At 51.5% G+C, this 18,164-nt stretch carries 21 protein-coding genes; all 21 read right to left on the bottom strand.

From position 1 onward, the window contains the following. Positions 1-20: 20 nt before the first annotated feature. Positions 21-293 carry a hypothetical protein gene (locus AC4LE2_RS21230; RefSeq protein WP_491828226.1) on the bottom strand — a complete coding sequence of 91 codons (273 nt, stop codon included), beginning with the start codon at positions 291-293 and terminating at the stop codon, positions 21-23. A gap of 154 nt (positions 294-447) precedes the next feature. Further along, entirely contained in the window at positions 448-1,071 is a 624-nt protein-coding gene (locus tag AC4LE2_RS21225) for a DUF3275 family protein (RefSeq protein WP_491828225.1), read from the bottom strand. Between the two features lie 84 nt (positions 1,072-1,155). Continuing rightward, on the bottom strand, positions 1,156-1,371 hold the full coding sequence (locus tag AC4LE2_RS21220; protein WP_491828224.1) for a hypothetical protein: 216 nt from the start codon (positions 1,369-1,371) through the stop codon (positions 1,156-1,158). Positions 1,372-1,424: 53 nt separating this feature from the next. Then, on the bottom strand, positions 1,425-1,760 hold the full coding sequence (locus AC4LE2_RS21215; RefSeq protein WP_491828223.1) for a hypothetical protein: 336 nt from the start codon (positions 1,758-1,760) through the stop codon (positions 1,425-1,427). A gap of 272 nt (positions 1,761-2,032) precedes the next feature. After that, a complete protein-coding gene (locus AC4LE2_RS21210) occupies positions 2,033-3,430 on the bottom strand; it encodes a DNA cytosine methyltransferase (RefSeq protein ID WP_491828222.1) in 1,398 nt (465 codons plus the stop codon). Positions 3,431-3,747: 317 nt separating this feature from the next. After that, positions 3,748-4,011 carry a hypothetical protein gene (locus tag AC4LE2_RS21205; RefSeq protein ID WP_491828221.1) on the bottom strand — a complete coding sequence of 88 codons (264 nt, stop codon included), beginning with the start codon at positions 4,009-4,011 and terminating at the stop codon, positions 3,748-3,750. 65 nt (positions 4,012-4,076) lie between these two features. Next, positions 4,077-4,571, bottom strand: coding sequence for a DUF3577 domain-containing protein (locus AC4LE2_RS21200; RefSeq protein ID WP_491828220.1), 495 nt, complete (start codon positions 4,569-4,571; stop codon positions 4,077-4,079). An 845-nt stretch (positions 4,572-5,416) separates the two neighbouring features. Beyond that, positions 5,417-5,593: a hypothetical protein gene (locus tag AC4LE2_RS21195; RefSeq protein WP_491828219.1), complete on the bottom strand. Its 177-nt coding sequence runs from the start codon at positions 5,591-5,593 to the stop codon at positions 5,417-5,419. A gap of 61 nt (positions 5,594-5,654) precedes the next feature. Further along, positions 5,655-5,972, bottom strand: a complete 318-nt coding sequence (locus AC4LE2_RS21190) for a hypothetical protein (protein WP_491828218.1) — start codon at positions 5,970-5,972, stop codon at positions 5,655-5,657. Between the two features lie 974 nt (positions 5,973-6,946). After that, positions 6,947-8,947 (bottom strand): DNA topoisomerase III, encoded by a 2,001-nt coding sequence (locus tag AC4LE2_RS21185; protein ID WP_491828217.1) that lies wholly within the window; start codon positions 8,945-8,947, stop codon positions 6,947-6,949. Between the two features lie 161 nt (positions 8,948-9,108). Then, complete coding sequence (locus AC4LE2_RS21180; protein WP_491828216.1) at positions 9,109-11,055, bottom strand: DEAD/DEAH box helicase; 1,947 nt, start codon at positions 11,053-11,055, stop codon at positions 9,109-9,111. Positions 11,056-11,065: 10 nt separating this feature from the next. Beyond that, positions 11,066-11,638, bottom strand: coding sequence for a hypothetical protein (locus AC4LE2_RS21175; RefSeq protein ID WP_491828215.1), 573 nt, complete (start codon positions 11,636-11,638; stop codon positions 11,066-11,068). Positions 11,639-11,800: 162 nt separating this feature from the next. Continuing rightward, entirely contained in the window at positions 11,801-12,184 is a 384-nt protein-coding gene (locus AC4LE2_RS21170; protein WP_491828214.1) for a single-stranded DNA-binding protein, read from the bottom strand. A gap of 6 nt (positions 12,185-12,190) precedes the next feature. Further along, positions 12,191-12,754, bottom strand: coding sequence for a DUF3158 family protein (locus AC4LE2_RS21165; protein ID WP_491828213.1), 564 nt, complete (start codon positions 12,752-12,754; stop codon positions 12,191-12,193). A 3-nt stretch (positions 12,755-12,757) separates the two neighbouring features. Beyond that, the gene (locus tag AC4LE2_RS21160; RefSeq protein WP_491828212.1) at positions 12,758-13,483 is read right to left on the bottom strand and encodes a PFL_4669 family integrating conjugative element protein; all 726 of its coding nucleotides are present in this window, start codon (positions 13,481-13,483) and stop codon (positions 12,758-12,760) included. Between the two features lie 331 nt (positions 13,484-13,814). Then, positions 13,815-14,411 (bottom strand): DUF2857 domain-containing protein, encoded by a 597-nt coding sequence (locus tag AC4LE2_RS21155; protein WP_491828210.1) that lies wholly within the window; start codon positions 14,409-14,411, stop codon positions 13,815-13,817. A gap of 6 nt (positions 14,412-14,417) precedes the next feature. Next, positions 14,418-16,010, bottom strand: a complete 1,593-nt coding sequence (locus AC4LE2_RS21150) for a ParB family protein (RefSeq protein WP_491828209.1) — start codon at positions 16,008-16,010, stop codon at positions 14,418-14,420. Beyond that, complete coding sequence (locus AC4LE2_RS21145; RefSeq protein WP_491828208.1) at positions 16,003-16,287, bottom strand: Arc family DNA-binding protein; 285 nt, start codon at positions 16,285-16,287, stop codon at positions 16,003-16,005. Before AC4LE2_RS21145 ends, AC4LE2_RS21150 begins: the two co-directional genes overlap by 8 nt. Then, positions 16,284-16,799 carry a hypothetical protein gene (locus AC4LE2_RS21140; RefSeq protein ID WP_491828207.1) on the bottom strand — a complete coding sequence of 172 codons (516 nt, stop codon included), beginning with the start codon at positions 16,797-16,799 and terminating at the stop codon, positions 16,284-16,286. Before AC4LE2_RS21140 ends, AC4LE2_RS21145 begins: the two co-directional genes overlap by 4 nt. Before the next feature lie 142 nt (positions 16,800-16,941). Next, positions 16,942-17,313, bottom strand: a complete 372-nt coding sequence (locus AC4LE2_RS21135; RefSeq protein ID WP_491828206.1) for a hypothetical protein — start codon at positions 17,311-17,313, stop codon at positions 16,942-16,944. Next, on the bottom strand, positions 17,313-18,164 hold an 852-nt coding region (locus AC4LE2_RS21130), incomplete at its 5' end, for a ParA family protein (RefSeq protein ID WP_491828205.1). The genes AC4LE2_RS21130 and AC4LE2_RS21135, both read right to left, overlap by 1 nt.

Here is an 18,164-nt window from a genome sequence, read left to right as displayed (position 1 = left end):
CGAAACAGCTCGCTACGGTCTTAGAACGGAATAGCGCCGTGTTGATAGGCCTGCCAGGCTGCATACGCATCTGCATGGGAGCTATATCCGAAGGCATTTGCTACTGCTTTGCGGTGAGAGGCCTTCTTCACGTAATGCTCCGCCAGAGAGACTGCAATCTCGCCATAACGACTGATGAACAACGAAACAGATGAACACATGAAGATGCAGTGGGCTGGGGCTACCATCAAAATCTGCTTGTTAGGAAGCTTACCTACCGGTACTCCCGTCCATTCACGAATGTCGGTAGCCATTAGCCTTTCCTCCAAATCATCAGCTCTTCGTTGCTTGGTGTGTAGTAGAGCCAGACCATTGGCAGATCCTTAACAAATGGCCGGACCTCTCCCGTTTGGGCAAAGACCCGGCCGGGAGTGATGCTGTGATAGGTCACAGCGTGGTGGGGGGAAACTAGCTGGCCAGTGACCAAGTCTGGTTGCGGAAATCTAGTTCGTAACCAAGCTCGGTCAGACGACGACACTGGTCTCGGATCAATTGCCGACTCACTGTAGGATCGATCTTCACCGTATGACCCAACGGCCATAGCGAGCCAAAAAGCAGCTCATCGGTGGAGTCGACCGACTGTTCGACCTGGGGTACTGGGGGTGTAGGTATGCTCATTCCGAACGGCGTCATGTCGTCAGGATCAGAGAGTGCCGGCGCGCTAACAACTCGCGGGGCAGCTACCTTCACAGGTTCCGCAGGTGCAGCGGCAGAGCTTTCTTCCTCGATTGGATCGTGCTCCCGGTGTTCCAGAGCATCGGTTTCCTCATCAGTCAGATTGTCCAGGCCGTCGAGGGTCATTCCGCCAAGGGATGCACGGACCTCAACTACGAGTCGACCAGCACCTTGATAGCACGCTGACTTGATTTCGGTGATGATGAACTGGCCGTCATATTTGCCTTCGCTGTACTGATCCAGTGCAGCATCCTTCACGGCAAACTCACCAAAGGAGGTGTAGAGCTTTCCGACGTTGAAATCGCCATGACGTCCGGAAATGGTCCGTATGGCCAATTGGCCTGGGACGGTGATCATAGAGCCTCCTAACGTGGAGACTCCGCATGGAGGTCTCCACGCAGTAGTTGAAGCATTGAACCAATAAGAGGTACAGCCTCGCGGTTAAAGGTCAGGATCAGCTCGTTGGGTCCAATTGCTATCCTTCAAGGCAAGTGAAGCGTCGGCTTTTGTAGGAAAGTACTCAAGCGACTCCCGAGAGGTAGGTCCTTCTTCGATGCTGAACGTACCGATGTAATACCCTGCGCCACTCTTGAGAACTTCCAGAGGAAGCTCTTCACCAAGGTATTGCTGGGCTAATTTTCCAATAGGTGCAGACACAGGGATCTCCTTAGGTGAGCAATGCATACCAATCGATGTGCAAAAATATGGGTTCAGGCAGCAGGAATTTCGAATTTCAGCGAAATTTCCATATGCCAAAAATCAGCCCTGGGGGCTTTCACACGTTCGGCCTTTAGTGCAAGGAAAACCCTGTGACTCCGTCCACCTTCCGGTGGAAAACGGTAGATGCTGAATTCAACGCTTTCAGCACAAGGATCTTCCATAAAAGCGTGCCATGCTGCTCTCACTGTCCAAGCTAGACGTTGTGCAACCTCAGACGTACTCTTTGGCTGATCAATATCAACAGCTTGGCGCCAAGCTTTAGGTGTGAAAACTACAGGTAGAGACAGGACGTGAGCTTGCTCTGGGGTGAGGATAGTGCGGGTCATGGTGAAAGCTCCTGAATCGGAGATGCACCACGCCCGGGATCGGGATGATGATCCCGATGGGGTAGGTAGGTAAACAAACATGCATCCATCACTTTCGTGACTTTACGCGCTTCCGGATGCTTGGCGTACTCTGGGTCGACCATCACCGAAGTGACCGTAGCCTTGAAGATCGTGGCTACCTGGGAGGTACTGTCAACGACAGCGAACCTGCTCTCTTTTTAGTAAAAGCACGCTTCGAAGTCAATAAAAAAGGGGGCCTTATGGCCCCTTGGTTAAGCAACTCTCTGTCCTTGATCGCCCAAGGCACGCCATATCATCCTTCCAATAGCCTGTGCTAGCGCTTCAAAAGCCGCAAATATGACGGACTGCCCTAGAATTTCATGAGCAATCGTGTCACTGACCCCCGCAACTATTTCCTTAGGGATCGTCTTCACGCTGGCATGTTCTTCCTTGGTCAATAGACGGCTTAGGCCCGGATCTACCGGATGTTGGATAAACGGTTCGGTTGATCTTGCCTTGGCATACCCCCGGCCAATACAACCGCAGGCCACCGAAGCAGGCCCTATCAGTTGCCTGGCGAAACCCTTGCCGGCAGCTTTATCCCTGATCGCTTTATCGCTCAAGTAGGCATAGGGTTTCCAGCGCTCATCATCGAGTGGCAAGTCCTCCAGTACAGATCCCAGTGAAGCCTCCTTCACACGCACCGGCGTGATGTCCTGCTGCTGCAGATCGGACATGGCATTGTCGGTATAAGCGACGACAGTCATCCGCTCGCGATCTTCCAATGCACCGAACTCTGCTCCGCGCAAAACGCACTCGAAGAGTTTGTAACCCAGACCATCAAGAACAGACCTGATCACCATCATCGAGGTACTGGTGAGATAGCCCGGCACATTCTCGATGATCGCCACGGCAGGATTGGCGTACCGAACAAAGTCTAGGAAGTCTACAAACAACGCACCGGCGCTTGGGTGCTCCTCCGTAGCCGTTAGCTTGTTCTTCGCTTTTCCTGCCCGTGAGGCTCCGGTACACGGAATTCCGGCCACCACTATTTCGCACTTGGGAATATCAAAGCCTCGACGAACATTCCGTATGTCAGAACAGATGGCGATTGACTGGTCAGTCCACAGCATTGGGTTATTGCGCAAACTCGCATCCAGGTACTGACCTTCTAGCTCAACGCCGACCTGCACGAATGATTTAACACCGGCCCGAAGCAATCCATTGTGGATAGCTCGATCCAGAACACCTCCGCCATGAAACAGACTACATACCGCAAGTGTTTCGCCCTTCACGAGTTTTGCCTGCAACCGATCCAGCCGTTCCTGTATACGAACGTCCTTGTCGATGGCGGTCACCACGATGCAGCCAAGGCGGATAACTACCCGGACCTTTTCAGCCGTCGCAAAGACCTTTCGTAAAATAGCGCTTCGGATCTCCAATAGCGGAGTAACAACTCCATTGCGCTCGCGCTTGGAAACCATAAAGCCAGGTGTCGTCCCTACTGTAGGGATAAGCTCAAGACGGCGCAGAGAGGCGTTCTCTCGCAAGGTGTACATCGAACCAATCTTGACCCCCGCCCGCAGGAGCTTCTGACCTTCCAGCCAGAGTCTTGCAACCCCACGGCTTTCGCCAATGGTCGAGGTAATTAGTGAAGTGAAGGTAGACATAAGTGCTCTCCTGGTAGGGACAACACTTCCCCAATGGGAGGTGTTGTCCCATGGGTTTTCGATAGTGAGTAAGGCGCGTACGCGTCCTGGATATCAGCTAAAAAAGGGGCAGAAGCCCCTATTGATGCGGCGAAGTCACAACGACTGTTGCGGGCCGCAACACGTGACATTTCAGAGTACGCAGCTGGCCTCCTAGTGAGGAGACACATCACTCAATGGGAGGCGTTTCCCAATGGGTTTTGGAGGTCAAGTCTGTGCGGTTAGTAGCCTATCAAGGTTGATCGTGTGTTTCACAGAGTGTTGCGGGCCGCAACAGCCTACTCATCCTGCAGGCTCTGAAAAACCAGCTCCAGCAGCAGCTTGTGACAAGCGACAGGCTTATCGCAGTCAGCTTGCTCGTAGTGCATATACACGTCGAACCAATTGTAGAATGCTTCAAAATCACTAAAGCCAGCTAAAGCCTCATCTGTCCCGGATAAAGACTCCAGAATGAAGCTACGAAGCTGGCAATAGGTAAGGTGAGACTTTAGGCCTGGAATCGAACAGGCGATATCGTCAAATAACTGGATGTAGTGGTTCATGATTGAAGGTCCGACAATCATTCCCCAAAGAGAACGAATGTTCTCTTTGAGGGGGTGGTGATGATTCAGGCAAGGCAGTGAGCCTGTTGGCTTTCGGCACAATGCGAACCCGATGCGTCGTGAGACATATCCTGATTCGTATCCTGCGTCAGATCCTCTAAAGGCTCATGACCTTCATCACTTTGTGGAGCGCGATAGACAACCTCTTGATCAATCTTGATCCAACCGATGTAGAGGAGCCGACCTTTGATTTGAGCACGGGGCTCGCCATCCTTGAGGTAAGCATCGCACCAGATGTCACCGATGCGGAAGTTGACGAGCACCTTCTTCTTGGCTTCGACTGCTGCAAAGCACCGACGTACCAACTTTTGAGCGTCAGCGCCCGAGACAACACAATCGATGTAGGAATACTCGGCATTAGCAATTGCGCCATGCAAAGCAGCTACTGTGCAAGCTAGAAAGCTATTACCCTTTTTTGGTTTCACTTCCCGAATGCGGTTTAGATAACCAATGCCGGTGGTGTGCAGGTCGAAAAACTTAGTTTCGTTGGTCTGGGACATGTGAGCTCTCCAAAAACAGAAAACGGAGAAACACTGTCCCTGGCGGGAGTGATCCCCGCATGGGTTAGGTGGAAAATCTTAGAAGTAGAGCATGAAGCTTTTAGGTATTAATCAACCATGCGAAGGGCAAGGATCTCCGTTCGAGCCTTGGCATCCCCTGCAATGCTGCATTTCAATGCATTCATCCGCTTGGTTCCATCCTCTCCGGAAGGCCCTAGAAAGCATTGGTACATTACGAAAAAGCGCAGGTATCTGTTCAGTATCCTCTGACATACGTGAACGATATCCCAGGTGCAAAGCATCTTCTGTTATCAAGCATTGAGACTCAACGCTATCCCAGATCAATGCTTTTTCGAAGCGCGTTCTTACGTCCAAGCAGACAATTAAACCTACGGTATAGCGGTCTGAAAACCTGGATTGATTGGTGTATTCCACAGTATTTCTCCTGTTTACAAAGGAGAAATACCCCCTAAGGGAGATCTCTCCCGTAGGTTAGGTATGCATTCGTCACCATCTCTGGCAACCGTTCGCGCTACCGAATGCTTAGCGAACTTGGGTGATCAATGCCGAAGCATCGTAGCCTCAAAGATCGATGGCTACCTGGGCGATTTGCCGACAACGCCAGCAGAATACGCATTTAGATTCATTGAATAAATCACGTCTGTCAAGTCTGAAATTTGGACAAAAAAAACCCCCAAGAGGGGGGGTTTATCGCCGGGTCAACACGTCAGTGACGTGGTTGAAGCGCACGTTTTAGGTCAGGCCAGCTGGCATAGAGTCCTACACCACCTACTGAGAAAAACATGAACATGAGAATCGCGATACCAGCCATTTCATGGCTCATATCATTCCTCCTTTGTCATGAAAATGCCGAGTAGCCACATTACAACCCCTACAACCATGGCGCAAGCCGATAGAAGAGAGAAGTTTGTAACGAAAATGCTGATCAGTGCAGCAGCGATTGCTGTCGTACCAATTTTTCGCAAGTCCTCGGCGACGGCTTTTTTCTGGATGATTTTCATTTGGAATCCTTTGTGTAAAGCCGGAAGCGCCTATCCAGACGCATCCGGTTTGTGAAACAGATCAGATCAGGTCGTTGAGCGGACCAAATTTGATCGACGGAGCATGATGCAACGGTATCAAAACTCCTGGAGAAGAATCGCAATCCCAGTCCTCAGGAATTTGCGGCAATTCGTGCAAATTCTCGGCCTGCCATTGGGCAAGATCGATATCGCGACGAACCATTGCTGGGGTTGTAGAAAGCTTCTCGTAGTCTGGGACTTCGAACTCACAGGGAAGCTGGGAAGGGATGGTTACGGCAGCACGAAAGCTGTTGAGCAGCGAACGTACGACCAGGCCGGCTTGATAGCCTGCCGAAAAACCGAGAGAAGAACCGGACATGGTGAGTCTCCAACAGAAAATGCGGAGTCGCACCTGCCCTGGCGGGAAAGGATTGATCCCCGCGAGGTAAGGAGTGTGCATTCATCACTAGCAGAGCTAGTAACCGTTCGCGCTACCGAATGCTTAGCGAACTTGGGTTTGATCATGTGTCGTAAGACACATCGCAACCTAAAAGATCATGGCTGCGTGGGCATGTAGCTGACAACGTCAGCAGAACACAACCAGATCATGTTGAATTACTGCAGGGTTCGTCAAGGGAATGGTTCACAAATCGGGAGGGTTTGGCGCGAGGCAGATCTACAGAGGCGGGGCTTAAAGAGGAGAGGGAATAGCAGCCGAAGGGGAATCCCTTCGGCTAACAAAAGCTAACCACAATGATGGGTCACGCAGGTTCCTGGCTATCAACCTGTTCGCGAGCAGTCACCCGACTCTTGTCGTGGCTTGAGTCAGTATCGTCAGGCACACATCCGTGCACAAAGGGAGCCCAGTATTTCACCGGCGGGCACCGGCATAGAATATCGCTGCACCCGTAGGGTGTCCTAAACGTCGTATCTCGACGCTTAGGGCACCCTACGGCAGCAACACGTTCTTAATAGGGAGGGCCTTCACACCTGTAAGGCCCTAGGACTAACGTACTCCGAACCTGATGCCTATATCTTCCCTATTCACTTAGTTTGACGGCTGAGTGAGAGGTGGGACAGGGAGACAAATTAAGGTCCGCACGCCCTTCCCGGAGTTAAGCGCGCTATGGGTTTGGAGCCGGAGGCAAGTATCAATCACATACGGCTCCAGGGTGCTACTGATGACCGACAGTAGCCAGCGGGGTGATTCACCTTTGATTATGGAAGTAGGCTTGAGGACGTGCAAGCCTTGGAGGCAATACACAAACGATTTCCAACCAAAAAACAGCATAAAATTAGGATCCGTTATATCCATTTGCTATTGGTTCTCAAGCAATCGCAAATCATTGAGATTCAAGCTGCTTTTTTACGTTTCCTCGGTTTTTTTCCATCGCCGCTTACTGAAGCCGTTCCGCGACAAGAAGGGTATTTACTGCAAGCCCAAAAGAGACCCTTATCCCCGGATTTTTTGACCGTCGTGTTTTGACATATGGGGCATTCCGGCCCCTTTTCGAGATTGAAAGTGAGCGTAGTTGAAGCATATTTCTTCACCATCTGACTCACCCACATTGACTGCTTTGACACAAAATCGTCGAGCGTCATTGCGCCGCTTTCCACCATATCAAGAGCCTGCTCCCAGATAGCTGTCATTCCTGGGTTAGTTACTGCTTCTGGCGCGCTAGCAATCAGCGACAAACCCGCTTCCGTGGCGCGCAACGTGCGCCCCTTCTTAATGATAAAACCACGCTCAATTAGCCCCTGGATGATGCCGGCGCGGGTCGCCTCGGTTCCGATACCCGTCGTATCCTTGAGCTTCTGTTTCAATCGAGGATCGGACACAAGCTTGGCTGCCCCCTTCATCGCGGCAATCAGGTCACCCTCGCTAAGATATTTCAAGGGTGTCGTCATCAGACGCTCGCTGCGAGCCGCCATGACCACTGCTCGATCATGAGAATTGAGGTTTGGTAGCGTCTGACGGCCATTGCGGCTCTCTTCCTCGGCATCCTCGTCCTGGTCGCTGTTATCCAGCAGCACTTTCCAGCCCTCAGAGAGGATCTTGCGACCATTGGCGATGGCTCTCTCACCACTACACTCGAAAATGATTACTGTCTTCAGGTAGTCATAGGACGGCATAAACTGAGCGAGAAAATGTGCCCGGATCAATCTGTATACCCCGGCTTCCTTCTCCGACATGCCATCTATTCTGGAAGGCTCAATCGTGGGAATTATTCCATGGTGAGCGGTCACCTTGCTGCTATTCCATGCCCGGGATTTCATCCCAGCATCCAGCCCCTGCACTCTGCCTGCTATAGAAGAGTCAGTAGCAACGAGCGCCTCAAAGATCAAAGGCACCTCATCATGCATCGACTCGTCCAGGTAACCTGTATCAGCTCGCGGATAGGTCGTGGCCTTGTGAGTCTCGTACAGCGCCTGTGCTATATCGAGTGTTTCCTGCGCGCCAAGACCTAATACACGTGAGCAGGCTTGCTGCAGTGAGCTCAAGCTGAAAGGCAGAGGCGCAGACTCGGTAACTCGATCCGTCTTGGATTCGGCAACGGTTGTATGACCAGCATTTGTCATTGTCTTGAGCGCGGCGTTAGCAGCAGTTTCGGAGATGCAGCGACCGTGGCCATCAGCATAATCTTCCATAGCCGTCCACTTAGCTTTAAAGGTCACGTCACCGGCCTGCAGGGTCAAAATGATGTCCCAATAAGCTGTGGGGACGAACGCCTGAATCGCCTGATCGCGATCTACCACGATTCGCAATGTCGGTGTTTGAACGCGTCCTATGCTAAGCACGCCGAAGTATCCGGCATTGCGGCCCAACAGGGTGAAGAGCCTAGAAAGGTTCATTCCTACCAGCCAATCCCCGCGGCCTCTGGCGAGCGCTGAGTGGTACAACAGGACAGTTTCCTGTGCAGGTCGAAGGCTGCTCCAAGCTCGCTTGATAGATGCCTGGTTTAGAGCTGAGAGCAGCATACGTTCGGCATGGCCGTTGTACTTACAGTGCTCCAGGATCTCCCATGCAATGAGCTCACCCTCGCGATCAGGGTCAGTCGCAATCACTACGGACTCTGCTTTTCTGATCCAGTCTGTAACGATCTTGAGCTGGGCAGCTGTGGTTTTCTTAGCCTTCATCTTCCAGCGAGAGGGCACTATCGGGAGGTCTTCGATCGACCACTTCTTGTACTTCTCGTCGTAGTCCTCAGGAGTCGCGTTCTCCATTAAATGGCCAATCGCATAGGTCACAATCAATCCATTGCCTTCGAAAAATCCCTTACCGCGCCTGGTTGCGCCTATGACCTTGGCGATGTCGGATGCTTGGGATGGTTTCTCACAAAGGACGACTCGCATGCTTAGATCTCCGCATAGATATAGGCAGACCATTGCACTCACGTATGCCTAGATACAGGGGAAAACCTAAACGAAAAAAACGGCTTTTATAGCGATCAACAAGATAGTGCTGCTGATCTACCTGGCATGGTGTTGCGGCCCGCAACACCCTCTCGGAAACGCTATACAGTGCCCGAAATCGCAGTCATCACTGCGTGTTCTGCGGCATCAGGCTCAACCAGGTCGCTGGCCAGCGCCTGTTTACCCTCAAGCATCTGCCAAAGGTGCTGATCTATTGAAGACTCTATGAGTGGGATCAGCACAAACACCGACCGCAATTGTCCGTTCCGATAGGCACGGTCCTCAGCCTGAGCTTGCAGTGCAGGTGTCCACGGCAAACTGCAGAAAACTACATAATTGGCTGCGGTCAGGTTGATCCCGGTACCGGCCGCTTTGGTGGTACCTATGAAAACTCTACACTCGGGATCTGTTTGAAAACGATCGGCTGCCCGTTGTCTTCGCGCGGGGAGGTGGCTACCTAGCAGGGTCACATAGCCCAACCCCAACGCTTCACATTGTGCGGCAATAGCTGCAACCGAATCCTGAAACTCACAAAACACGATTACTTTGTCGTCTGGGCTGAGTTGTGCGATGCACTCCATAACTCGTGTGACCTTGGCATCCTCCAATAGTCGACGTAGCTTGCCGAGCCGTACAAGTGGCCCGCCGTCGCTGGACAGGATTGCTTGATAAGCTAGCCTGGAATGGTCGTCGAGCTCGACCATGAATGGCTGCCGGTGCTTCCCTTTTAGCTGGGGAAGAACATCCTTACGTCTTCGGAGCATCCAGTCCGAAAGCCTGCCCCGTAGCGCCATCCGAAACTCCTTGCTTCCAGCAAACTCGTCGCAAAACTCGCGCAAAGGCATTTGGCCAATCGCATGTCCTGAAAGCCTGAGTAAGGTATGGAGCTCTGACTCGCGGTTCAATACTGGCGTACCGGTTAGCAGGTAGCGGTTGGGAATCTTTGCCGCAATATCGAACGCATGACGGGTGCATTCGGTTGTAGGCTCTTTGAGCCGATGAGCCTCATCAATGATCATTACAGAAAATGTTCCAGCGATGCTGCTGAAGACCTTTAGACGTTCGTAGTTTGTGACCACCCATTGGCAGGCGGGATTGTCCACTTGCGATGCCACAGTTGCTTCAGGCTGGATCATACGGATCTCACGCTCAATGTTCAGGATCAAGCTAGCCAAAGTGATCACTAAAACCCGGCCCCCTCGCGCCTGAATGGCTGCAGCTGCTAGGGCCTGACGTGTCTTGCCAAGCCCCATATCGTCTGCCAATAACGCACTGCTGCGGGTGAGCAGAAATCGCACACCAGTGACTTGATAGTCATACAGTTCAAAACTGGATATGGCTTCGGATAGCTCGGCTTCATCCCACTGCCTTACCTCGATCGAGGCGACATTTGCCAGGTAGACCTCATTAGCCCCGTCCTCCGCCTGGCCTAGGCGCTCCGGAACATCGCCGCCGACTTTGAGCGTTACAATGTCGCTGGCGACTGTAACGGCTCCATCACTGTGTAGTGATTGCTCGACATCTGAAAGCTCGATCTGAGACTCGTCCATCCCAAGCAGCTCAACAAGCTGATACATGATCGCTTCTTGCGAGCTGTCTAGCCTCCAACCCTTCATAGGAGGTAGGAAAATCCCACGAAGCGAGCGGTACAAATTGACGATGGCGGGGTGGTAGTCACCGATTGAAAGCGTGCCACCATCCGCTACGGGGAAGAGCCTAATCTTCAAGCCCCAGGTGAACGCATCCAGCCTAGGATGGGCTCTTGCTTCATCGAGCTTCTGTACAAAACTTTGGAAGGTTTCCTTCCATTTCCCGTTGCCTAGCTCAATGAGCCCATTGAAAAGCTCTTCAGGTTCAGTGTGAAGCTTGCTCTTGGGTATACGCCACGCACGAAAGAAAGGATGTTGTTCATTACGGATGAAGGAACCACCGACTGGAGCCAGAAGCCGGCCAGCGCCTTCAAGATATTGCATGGTCAACCCATAGTCGTGTCCATCGAACACGACGTGTTTTAAGAGCGGCGGTTTGCGTATGGCAAAGCTCGACACTCAAACCCCCTTAACGCAGCGCAGTTTCAGCTTTGGCTTTAATGCGTTTCATAACAGATTGGGCATCGCTACCCCCTGTTTGCATTTGGTCGTAGGTGATGACAACCCGCGCTCCACTTCCTTGCTTCGCTACCGTTGTAGAGATAATGCCTTGAGCATAAGGCTGCTTCATAAAGTAATACGAGCCACTGTTACCGCTATACGCGTAAGCAGGGCTATCAAACATTGTCTTGCCTACGTTTCCAGATTGGGCGATTGCTTCGTCACGCGTTTGATAATCGAATGCAGCTTTCAAACGCATAGCGACACTATCCACGTCGCTTGCATAATTGAGTTGTATTTCATCCCAGCCAATAGGTCGAGAAGTAGAGCTACTACGCATTGCAGGATCAAGACCATTAGACGTGCTGACGACCTTATTCGAATGAGCAGCAGGGTCATAGTTCATTGGCTTGCCTGTCATGGGGTTATCGAAGCAAGTCATACACTGGTTTCCATAGCTGACCTGGTTGTTACCGCAACCAGCTATAGAGCTGAGAATTACAATTCCCAGCAGACCAAATATAAGCTTTGAACCTTCCATCTAAGTGCTCCCTGAATACGGCTTAGGCCAGTGGCCTAGAACCTGACTTACGTTTGAAAAAGATAAAGCAGTGTTATTCACCACTATTATGAGCGAGTACCAAACGGCTCGGGCAACGTCACAATTTTTCAATACCAAAATCGTGTTGCGGGCCGCAACAGATCAATGAGCGGAATTCTCGCGTCCACGGGGCGGAGCCATGGTCACGTTTTCGATTCGGTAAGGCAGCAAGGCAATCCTTTCAGCACGTACCTTCATGCGGGCACGGTCTTCACCGTTGGACTGGAATGTGTCCATTATCAACGTACCTGGTACGAGGACCCGCATACCTTTTTTGAAGACCTTAGAGAAAGCCTCAGCGCTTTGATGCCACCACTCAACCGTCGCCCAAAACCCACCACGGTCCTCGAACTGATCACCTACAGGAACCTGGTTGTCGAAATACACGCTGCATTCGAGCAACGTGCGTTCCCCATTACTGGTCTTCACAACCTTGAATTCCGGATCCTGACCAATATTGCCCTCACCTGACCATGTCGTACTCATGCGCTTTTACCTCGCTTCGGCTGTTGATCCACTGGCTAATCTATCCTGCATAATCATCTCTGCTGATCCCATCTTCTCTGCGCACTCAGTCGCCTGGCGCGATAGCGTATGAACCAGACTGATTTGCATATTGATAGCGATACGTTGAATCTCCATCTCATACAAACCTTGTATAAGGGACGATGGAGTCTTCTCGCTCGCCATCAACTCTTCCCAGACCTTAACGCCCATCCTGGCTCGGTCAACTCGACGCCATCTGAGAAAGACCGTGCCGGCATCCGTTGTTTGGCGCATCAACTGAACAGGCAACATTGAGTAGGGGTTCTGACTTGCCTGAGATAGGAGATCCTCAATTGCGAGATTCATCAGATCGTCTCTCAACTTGCCTGTCCGATCTGCGAAGAGGTCCAGCTCCCCCTTACCCTTAAAGGGTTTTAAAAAGCCCTTTAGGGAGGCTGCATGTTCCAGGCCTGAATAGGCTGTCGATTCCAGGGGCCGGAAGGCTGTCTGTTTCAGTGATTCGGTTTGCTGAGATGCGAACCTGGGCGTTGAATCCGCGGCCTGTTTCATTGATCAATCCTCATCGTCCACATCTGCAGAGGAATCTGAGTCGACGGAGGCGGTTTCAGCGGTGCCGCGAAGGATAGGTGGCGCAAACTCAGAGCGCCGAGTGCCCTCTAGAACATCCTGGGGCAGTTCACCAAATTTCTCGACCGCATCACGGCCCCTGGCATTTTTGGATTTGATGTCGTCGCGGGTTGCGCCTGAGAACTTGTATTGCTGAGCCAATCCAAAAGCACTGCGTATGATTTTCGATCCCTCATTGATCCACTGCTCCATTTCTCGTCTGCCAATCAGAGCTGTGTGATGAGCGAGAAGGAGGCGCCTTGTGAGCTCGTCGTAATCGGTAAGCAGATATACAGCTTTGAAGCCAAGCTGGGCGTTCACATATAACGGCACCTGGACGGGACTAATGTTCAGGTTGTCACCAATTGATAGTGCTTTGGGAAGGGCTGCCATGATCCCATCAAGCTGATCGTGGATTTCCTTCATCTGCTGTTTAGCTTCGGCCAAGCATTCTTCCATCCGGATGATCCACATATCAGAGTAGGGATCATCTTGCTCAGCGCCACGCTTCATTCTATTCATCAGATTGACGAAGCCAGTCAGCCCCAAAATTGCGCTTCGCCCTCCTTCGGCCTTGCGTCCATGCCAGATGCGTGCGGCATGATGGGTATGAAGCTCCAAAGTCATAGCGCTGCGAAGCGAGCCAAGATTGAGCTGGAATTGGTCTGACATCGGTTGCTCCTAACCGTGAAGTTCGGTTGTTTGAGGTGATTAAGGCAGTTACTTAGCCTGGTGTCTGCTCTAAACCCGAACTCAAAGAATTTGATTTTTATAGCCCGCACCTGCATTACCTGGAAGGCGCAGTGGCGCTGTTGCGGTCCGCAACACTGTTGAGGTGCGCGATGTGTAGCGCACCGCTTGGATACTGTTGGAGGCTGCTGATGTTGCGGCCCGCAACACGTGGTGGCCCTGCATAGGAACCTGCGTAGTGACGGGCACGAGGTTCGAACAGCCCATCACGTTTAATTGGGTCTGATCCACAGAGCGGAATGACTGAGATGAATTAATCCATACCATGCTCGATGCCTTCTTGCAGGGTTCTCCATATCTGAGCCAGCGAAACCACAGAGCCATCCTCCAAAGGTATGGATGAATACTCTTCAGCAATCATGATAACGACGTCGAGCTGAGCCAGCAGGTTGTCATGACTGACGTCATTTTCCTTGGCCAGGTAGACCCATCGATGCCAGATTGCATGTTCAAGTTGTTGACTCAAAATCGGCCAACGGCCTTTGCGCTGGGGAACACCAAGCACCTTTCTACGGTGAGCGATTTCTTCATTTGTCATGCCGAACAATTGGCAGATAAGCGTGTTTGAAGCGCCGAGAATAAGCGCTCGATCGATCATTTGATTTTGTTCGTTTTGCTGTACCGAGCGTGTGATCAGACGCTCCACAACTGCTGGTTGGATTTGAGGGACAACCCAACATACCGACGAATTGGAAAGTGCCCTTACGAACCGATCGTTTTCAAATGCTTTCAGAAGGTCATCATTCAGGCCCATAGCATGGCACTTTCGAATCTGACCCGCTTGAAGGCAATGAAGTATTTGCTGAACCATGGCCTGATTTAGAGGCTGCTGCGAATTTGAGTTAGCCATGTTTTACTACTCCCCGAGACGTAAATCCATTTCATGGTCCATGAGGCGCCTTGCCAAGCGAATCAAACTGAATAATTTGATAACGTCTCCGTCGCTCAAGCGTTCGCTAGAGGAGGCTTGGCCTCCATCTACTACAGCGGGCGTTCCCAATAACAAGGGAACCATACGAGTTAAAGAAAGGTTTTCCCCTAGTTCACTTGCTCGACTTTCCATTCCCAGAAAGGCAGTTGAAAGAGAATGCATGAAAGCTAGAATTGACTCAGCCCGTGCATCAAGCTTGTTGTCTTGATCAGCACCCGGCTGCTGATAGAAGAATCCAGCTCCGCTATCGACCGTCACAATAGATCCTGGAAGCCCAACAGCCTTTGCAATTTCGGTAGCAAGCGTAGCCATGTTGGCACGCAATCCAGCTGGTTCTTCAACTGAGAGCGGAATGCTCCATGACTTGGGACTTGTTGGTCGGGCGTTGATAGGAGCTACCGCGCCTTGTTGATCAGAGCCTTGACTTGATTCAGATGAGTCCCGTTCAGGATCTGACGCAGCATCCGACGCACCAGAGGATTGTGTATCAGGAGATACCATACTGGAGGCGGGGACGCCTCCAGGGGCATCCTCGTCTGCCTCATCAAGCGAAGGCCCTGCAGTGTTGGGAGCAGGAGTTGATGCTACTTCACCAGTGACATTGGGTGGTGACAGAACATTGTCCTGCGACCGCGACCTCGCGCCTTCTTCAATCATATCGAGCGTCAGAAGCTCATAATCAATACCGAGAGCTTGCGCCATCTGCCCAGTCAACTCGTCTTGGATACGTTTGAAATCGGGGGCGACTGAGGGATCGTCAAAGGTATTGAGCGTTTCTGTGAATAGATCGAAGAAAGGCAATGACGCATTGTCCGAAGCGTACTTGGCCCATGCTGCGTTGGCTGCTTTGTACAGGCCGATCAGTTTAACGGCGGGATCAATGCCATAACCCGAATAAAGAAGGTTAGGGATGGCAGGAAGAAGGTAGCGAATAGCATCCTGCATACGGCTGATCTGTGAGTTCGATATTTTATAACCATCCGCCTTGAGACGTTTTGCAAGCTCGCGTTGTGACAACGCTCCCCCGGCTTGCTGCTCATACAATTCCCGGACCTTTTCAATCGCAAGGGCTCTCTCAATGAAAGAGAGATTCCCGCGAATATCATTTTCAGCCAAGTGTCCGGTCAACGCATTGATTTCGCCTTTCCAAGGTCTAAAAAGAGCATTGAATGACCGGAATTTTTCGTCTTTAGTCTCAGAGTAAAGCTCATTCATGATCGCCAGACGCGTATTGCCGCCATTGGAAATGATGAAGAACTCTTCCCCTGGACGGCGGGTTATCGGCGGCGGCTGGTCGAGACCACGTGTGCGTATAGATTCCTTGATTTCTTCATATTGCGGGTTACGTTTGGTACGCGGGTTGCTGTCGTAAGGGCGAACCTGTCCAAGTGCGACCACCATTGGGGTCTCGGTTACAGGATCTGCAGGAGCTGCTGGCCCACTTGGAGCTTTACTAACATTGAAGTTTGGTGTCAGCAACGACGCGCCGACTTGTTCAAGGGTGGGCTTCTTAGACATGAGCGCTCTCCATCATTGGTTTAACAAAAAGATCGAGCGCCTGATTAAGGCGATTGACCTCCAGTTGCAATGCCTCGACGGATTCAAGCCTATGGATAACTTCAGCGTTCATTGTTCTATAGTTAGCCCTAGCGTGAGCGAGAATCCTTTCACGCATACCCTCAGGAAAGTTGAGGGGGAACCGATTATTTTTCTTGATCATCATTTCACCGTTCGTTGAATCACATGCGGGGCCAGTCTCAGAAGGCACATTGTGGAGCGAAGATGTACCTTTCATGGCCTAGACTCCGTCTCTTGTGACTCACGGTGCTGTGCCGTATCACCTGGTTCCAGGTGAACAATTTCGGCGATGCCAGGCCCTTCGAGCCGAATGCTCAAGTCAAGGAGCACGTCTGCTAGTGAAGCTTTCTTCTCTGGTAATTGAAGAACCACAGTGCACAGACTACCTGAGGCAGTATTTTCTGAACCGGATGGGAAACGCTCAGTTCTTCTGCAGTATGCAGGTAGCCATACTCCCCAAAAAAAATGAAGCAGTACTCTGGGCGGGCACATTCTAGTGGCGGTAACTGGCTCGCCAAGGTTCAGCGGGCGTGGTATATCCAGTGCGATATACCCAAGGTCTGCAATCAGCTCAAGAACCTTAGCGAGCCGTCCACAAACTGGCTCTGGTACGTTGCTCTGGTACAGTTTCATCATCAATTGATTCAGTTCAAACAGCTCGACATCCCTTAATTGCGCGACGGGCCGTGCTTGGGTATCACCGCTATGTTTTAGCAGTTGAGCATTCATTAGATTTCCCCAGTTTGGGTTTCGTCTACAGATCAGTACGCTGGTCCAATAAATAATTTATGGACTGTGCCGCTAATCTGCGCAGACTATTATTCTCTACCTCAACAATATGAGGCAGAGCCAAAGGGGCAGGGGGATTGTATCAATTCCACCCTACCGGCGAAGTTCTTTTCGCCAGAAATCCAAAGGGGTTCATATAACTCCTCCACCCTATGAAGTTTTGCCCTGCGGTCACACTTGCATCATCGAGCGAAAACATGCGGGCGCAGGATTGGTCTTTATAAGCGCAAAAACTAAACAGGGCAGGGGAGGAAATCGTTGGATGCAAAGTGAAACTCAAGCGGCCTCGCAAACCCATCTGGAGCCTCCACTCAGCATCTGAAGAAGGACGCGCAGGTGACAATCCAACTGTGCCATCAACAATGGGCAGCCTGTATTCACTCGTACCAACCGTAAAAACCAAATCGCCGGTAGTCGATAGGGAATCGAGCGTGACTTCGAATTCGGCTGGCATCACATAGCACCTCTCACCAGTGCCTCGACACGCTCAGCAGTCAGTGCGGAGAAGCGATCAGTCCACTCTGGATAGAGCTCAATAGCTAGAGCGCGCATGATATCCAATGCAGAGCCTGCTTTTCTGTCTGTTGGATTACGAGGCTCAATGCGGTGAGCAGGCATGCCTTGGGTTGCAGCACTTCGGAAGCTCACTGCAGTTGGGATGACGTTTTCCAGAACACTGAAAGGCTCTTGGTTGAAATTGTCCCTGATGGATTTAGCGATTAGTTTGGCATCAGCAGTATGGTCCATCATATTGATGACGACCTTGCATTTTGGAATGGTGATGCCAAACGACGAAAAGGCCTCAAGGTCCCTGAAGAGCTGTCCGGTACCCCTGGAAAACTCACGGGCCGAGAGCATTTGTGGCTGTATCGGTGAAAGCGCCAAGTCTGACGCTAAGACTGCCATTTCCTGGAGAACCGAACGGGACCCTTGGGTATCAATTATCACCAGGTCGAAATCTGCGAAGGCTTTGACCAGGTTTCTCAACCGAAGGCGTCCATCTGGAGCATTGAGCATCATCTGGACTAATGACGCGGTAGGATCGTCGCTGTAGATGATGGATAGGTTCTGGATTTTGGTGCGAGAGATGACCTTATCCAGACGCGTTTCATTGCGCGAAATCAGCTCGTAGAATCCGCATGGCGCATTGTGCTCCATAGGGAAAAATGAGGAAGCCGAAGGCTGCGGATCAGCGTCTATGACTAAGGTACGCAAACCGGCATCAGCGCAGATAGCACCCAGGTTCATGGCTGTCGTAGACTTACCGATGCCGCCTTTACCAGCAATCACTGCTGTAACTTTCAT

It is taken from the genome of Pseudomonas sp. 9.3L, from assembly GCF_058536285.1.
This window is presented reverse-complemented; position numbering and strand designations above follow the sequence as displayed.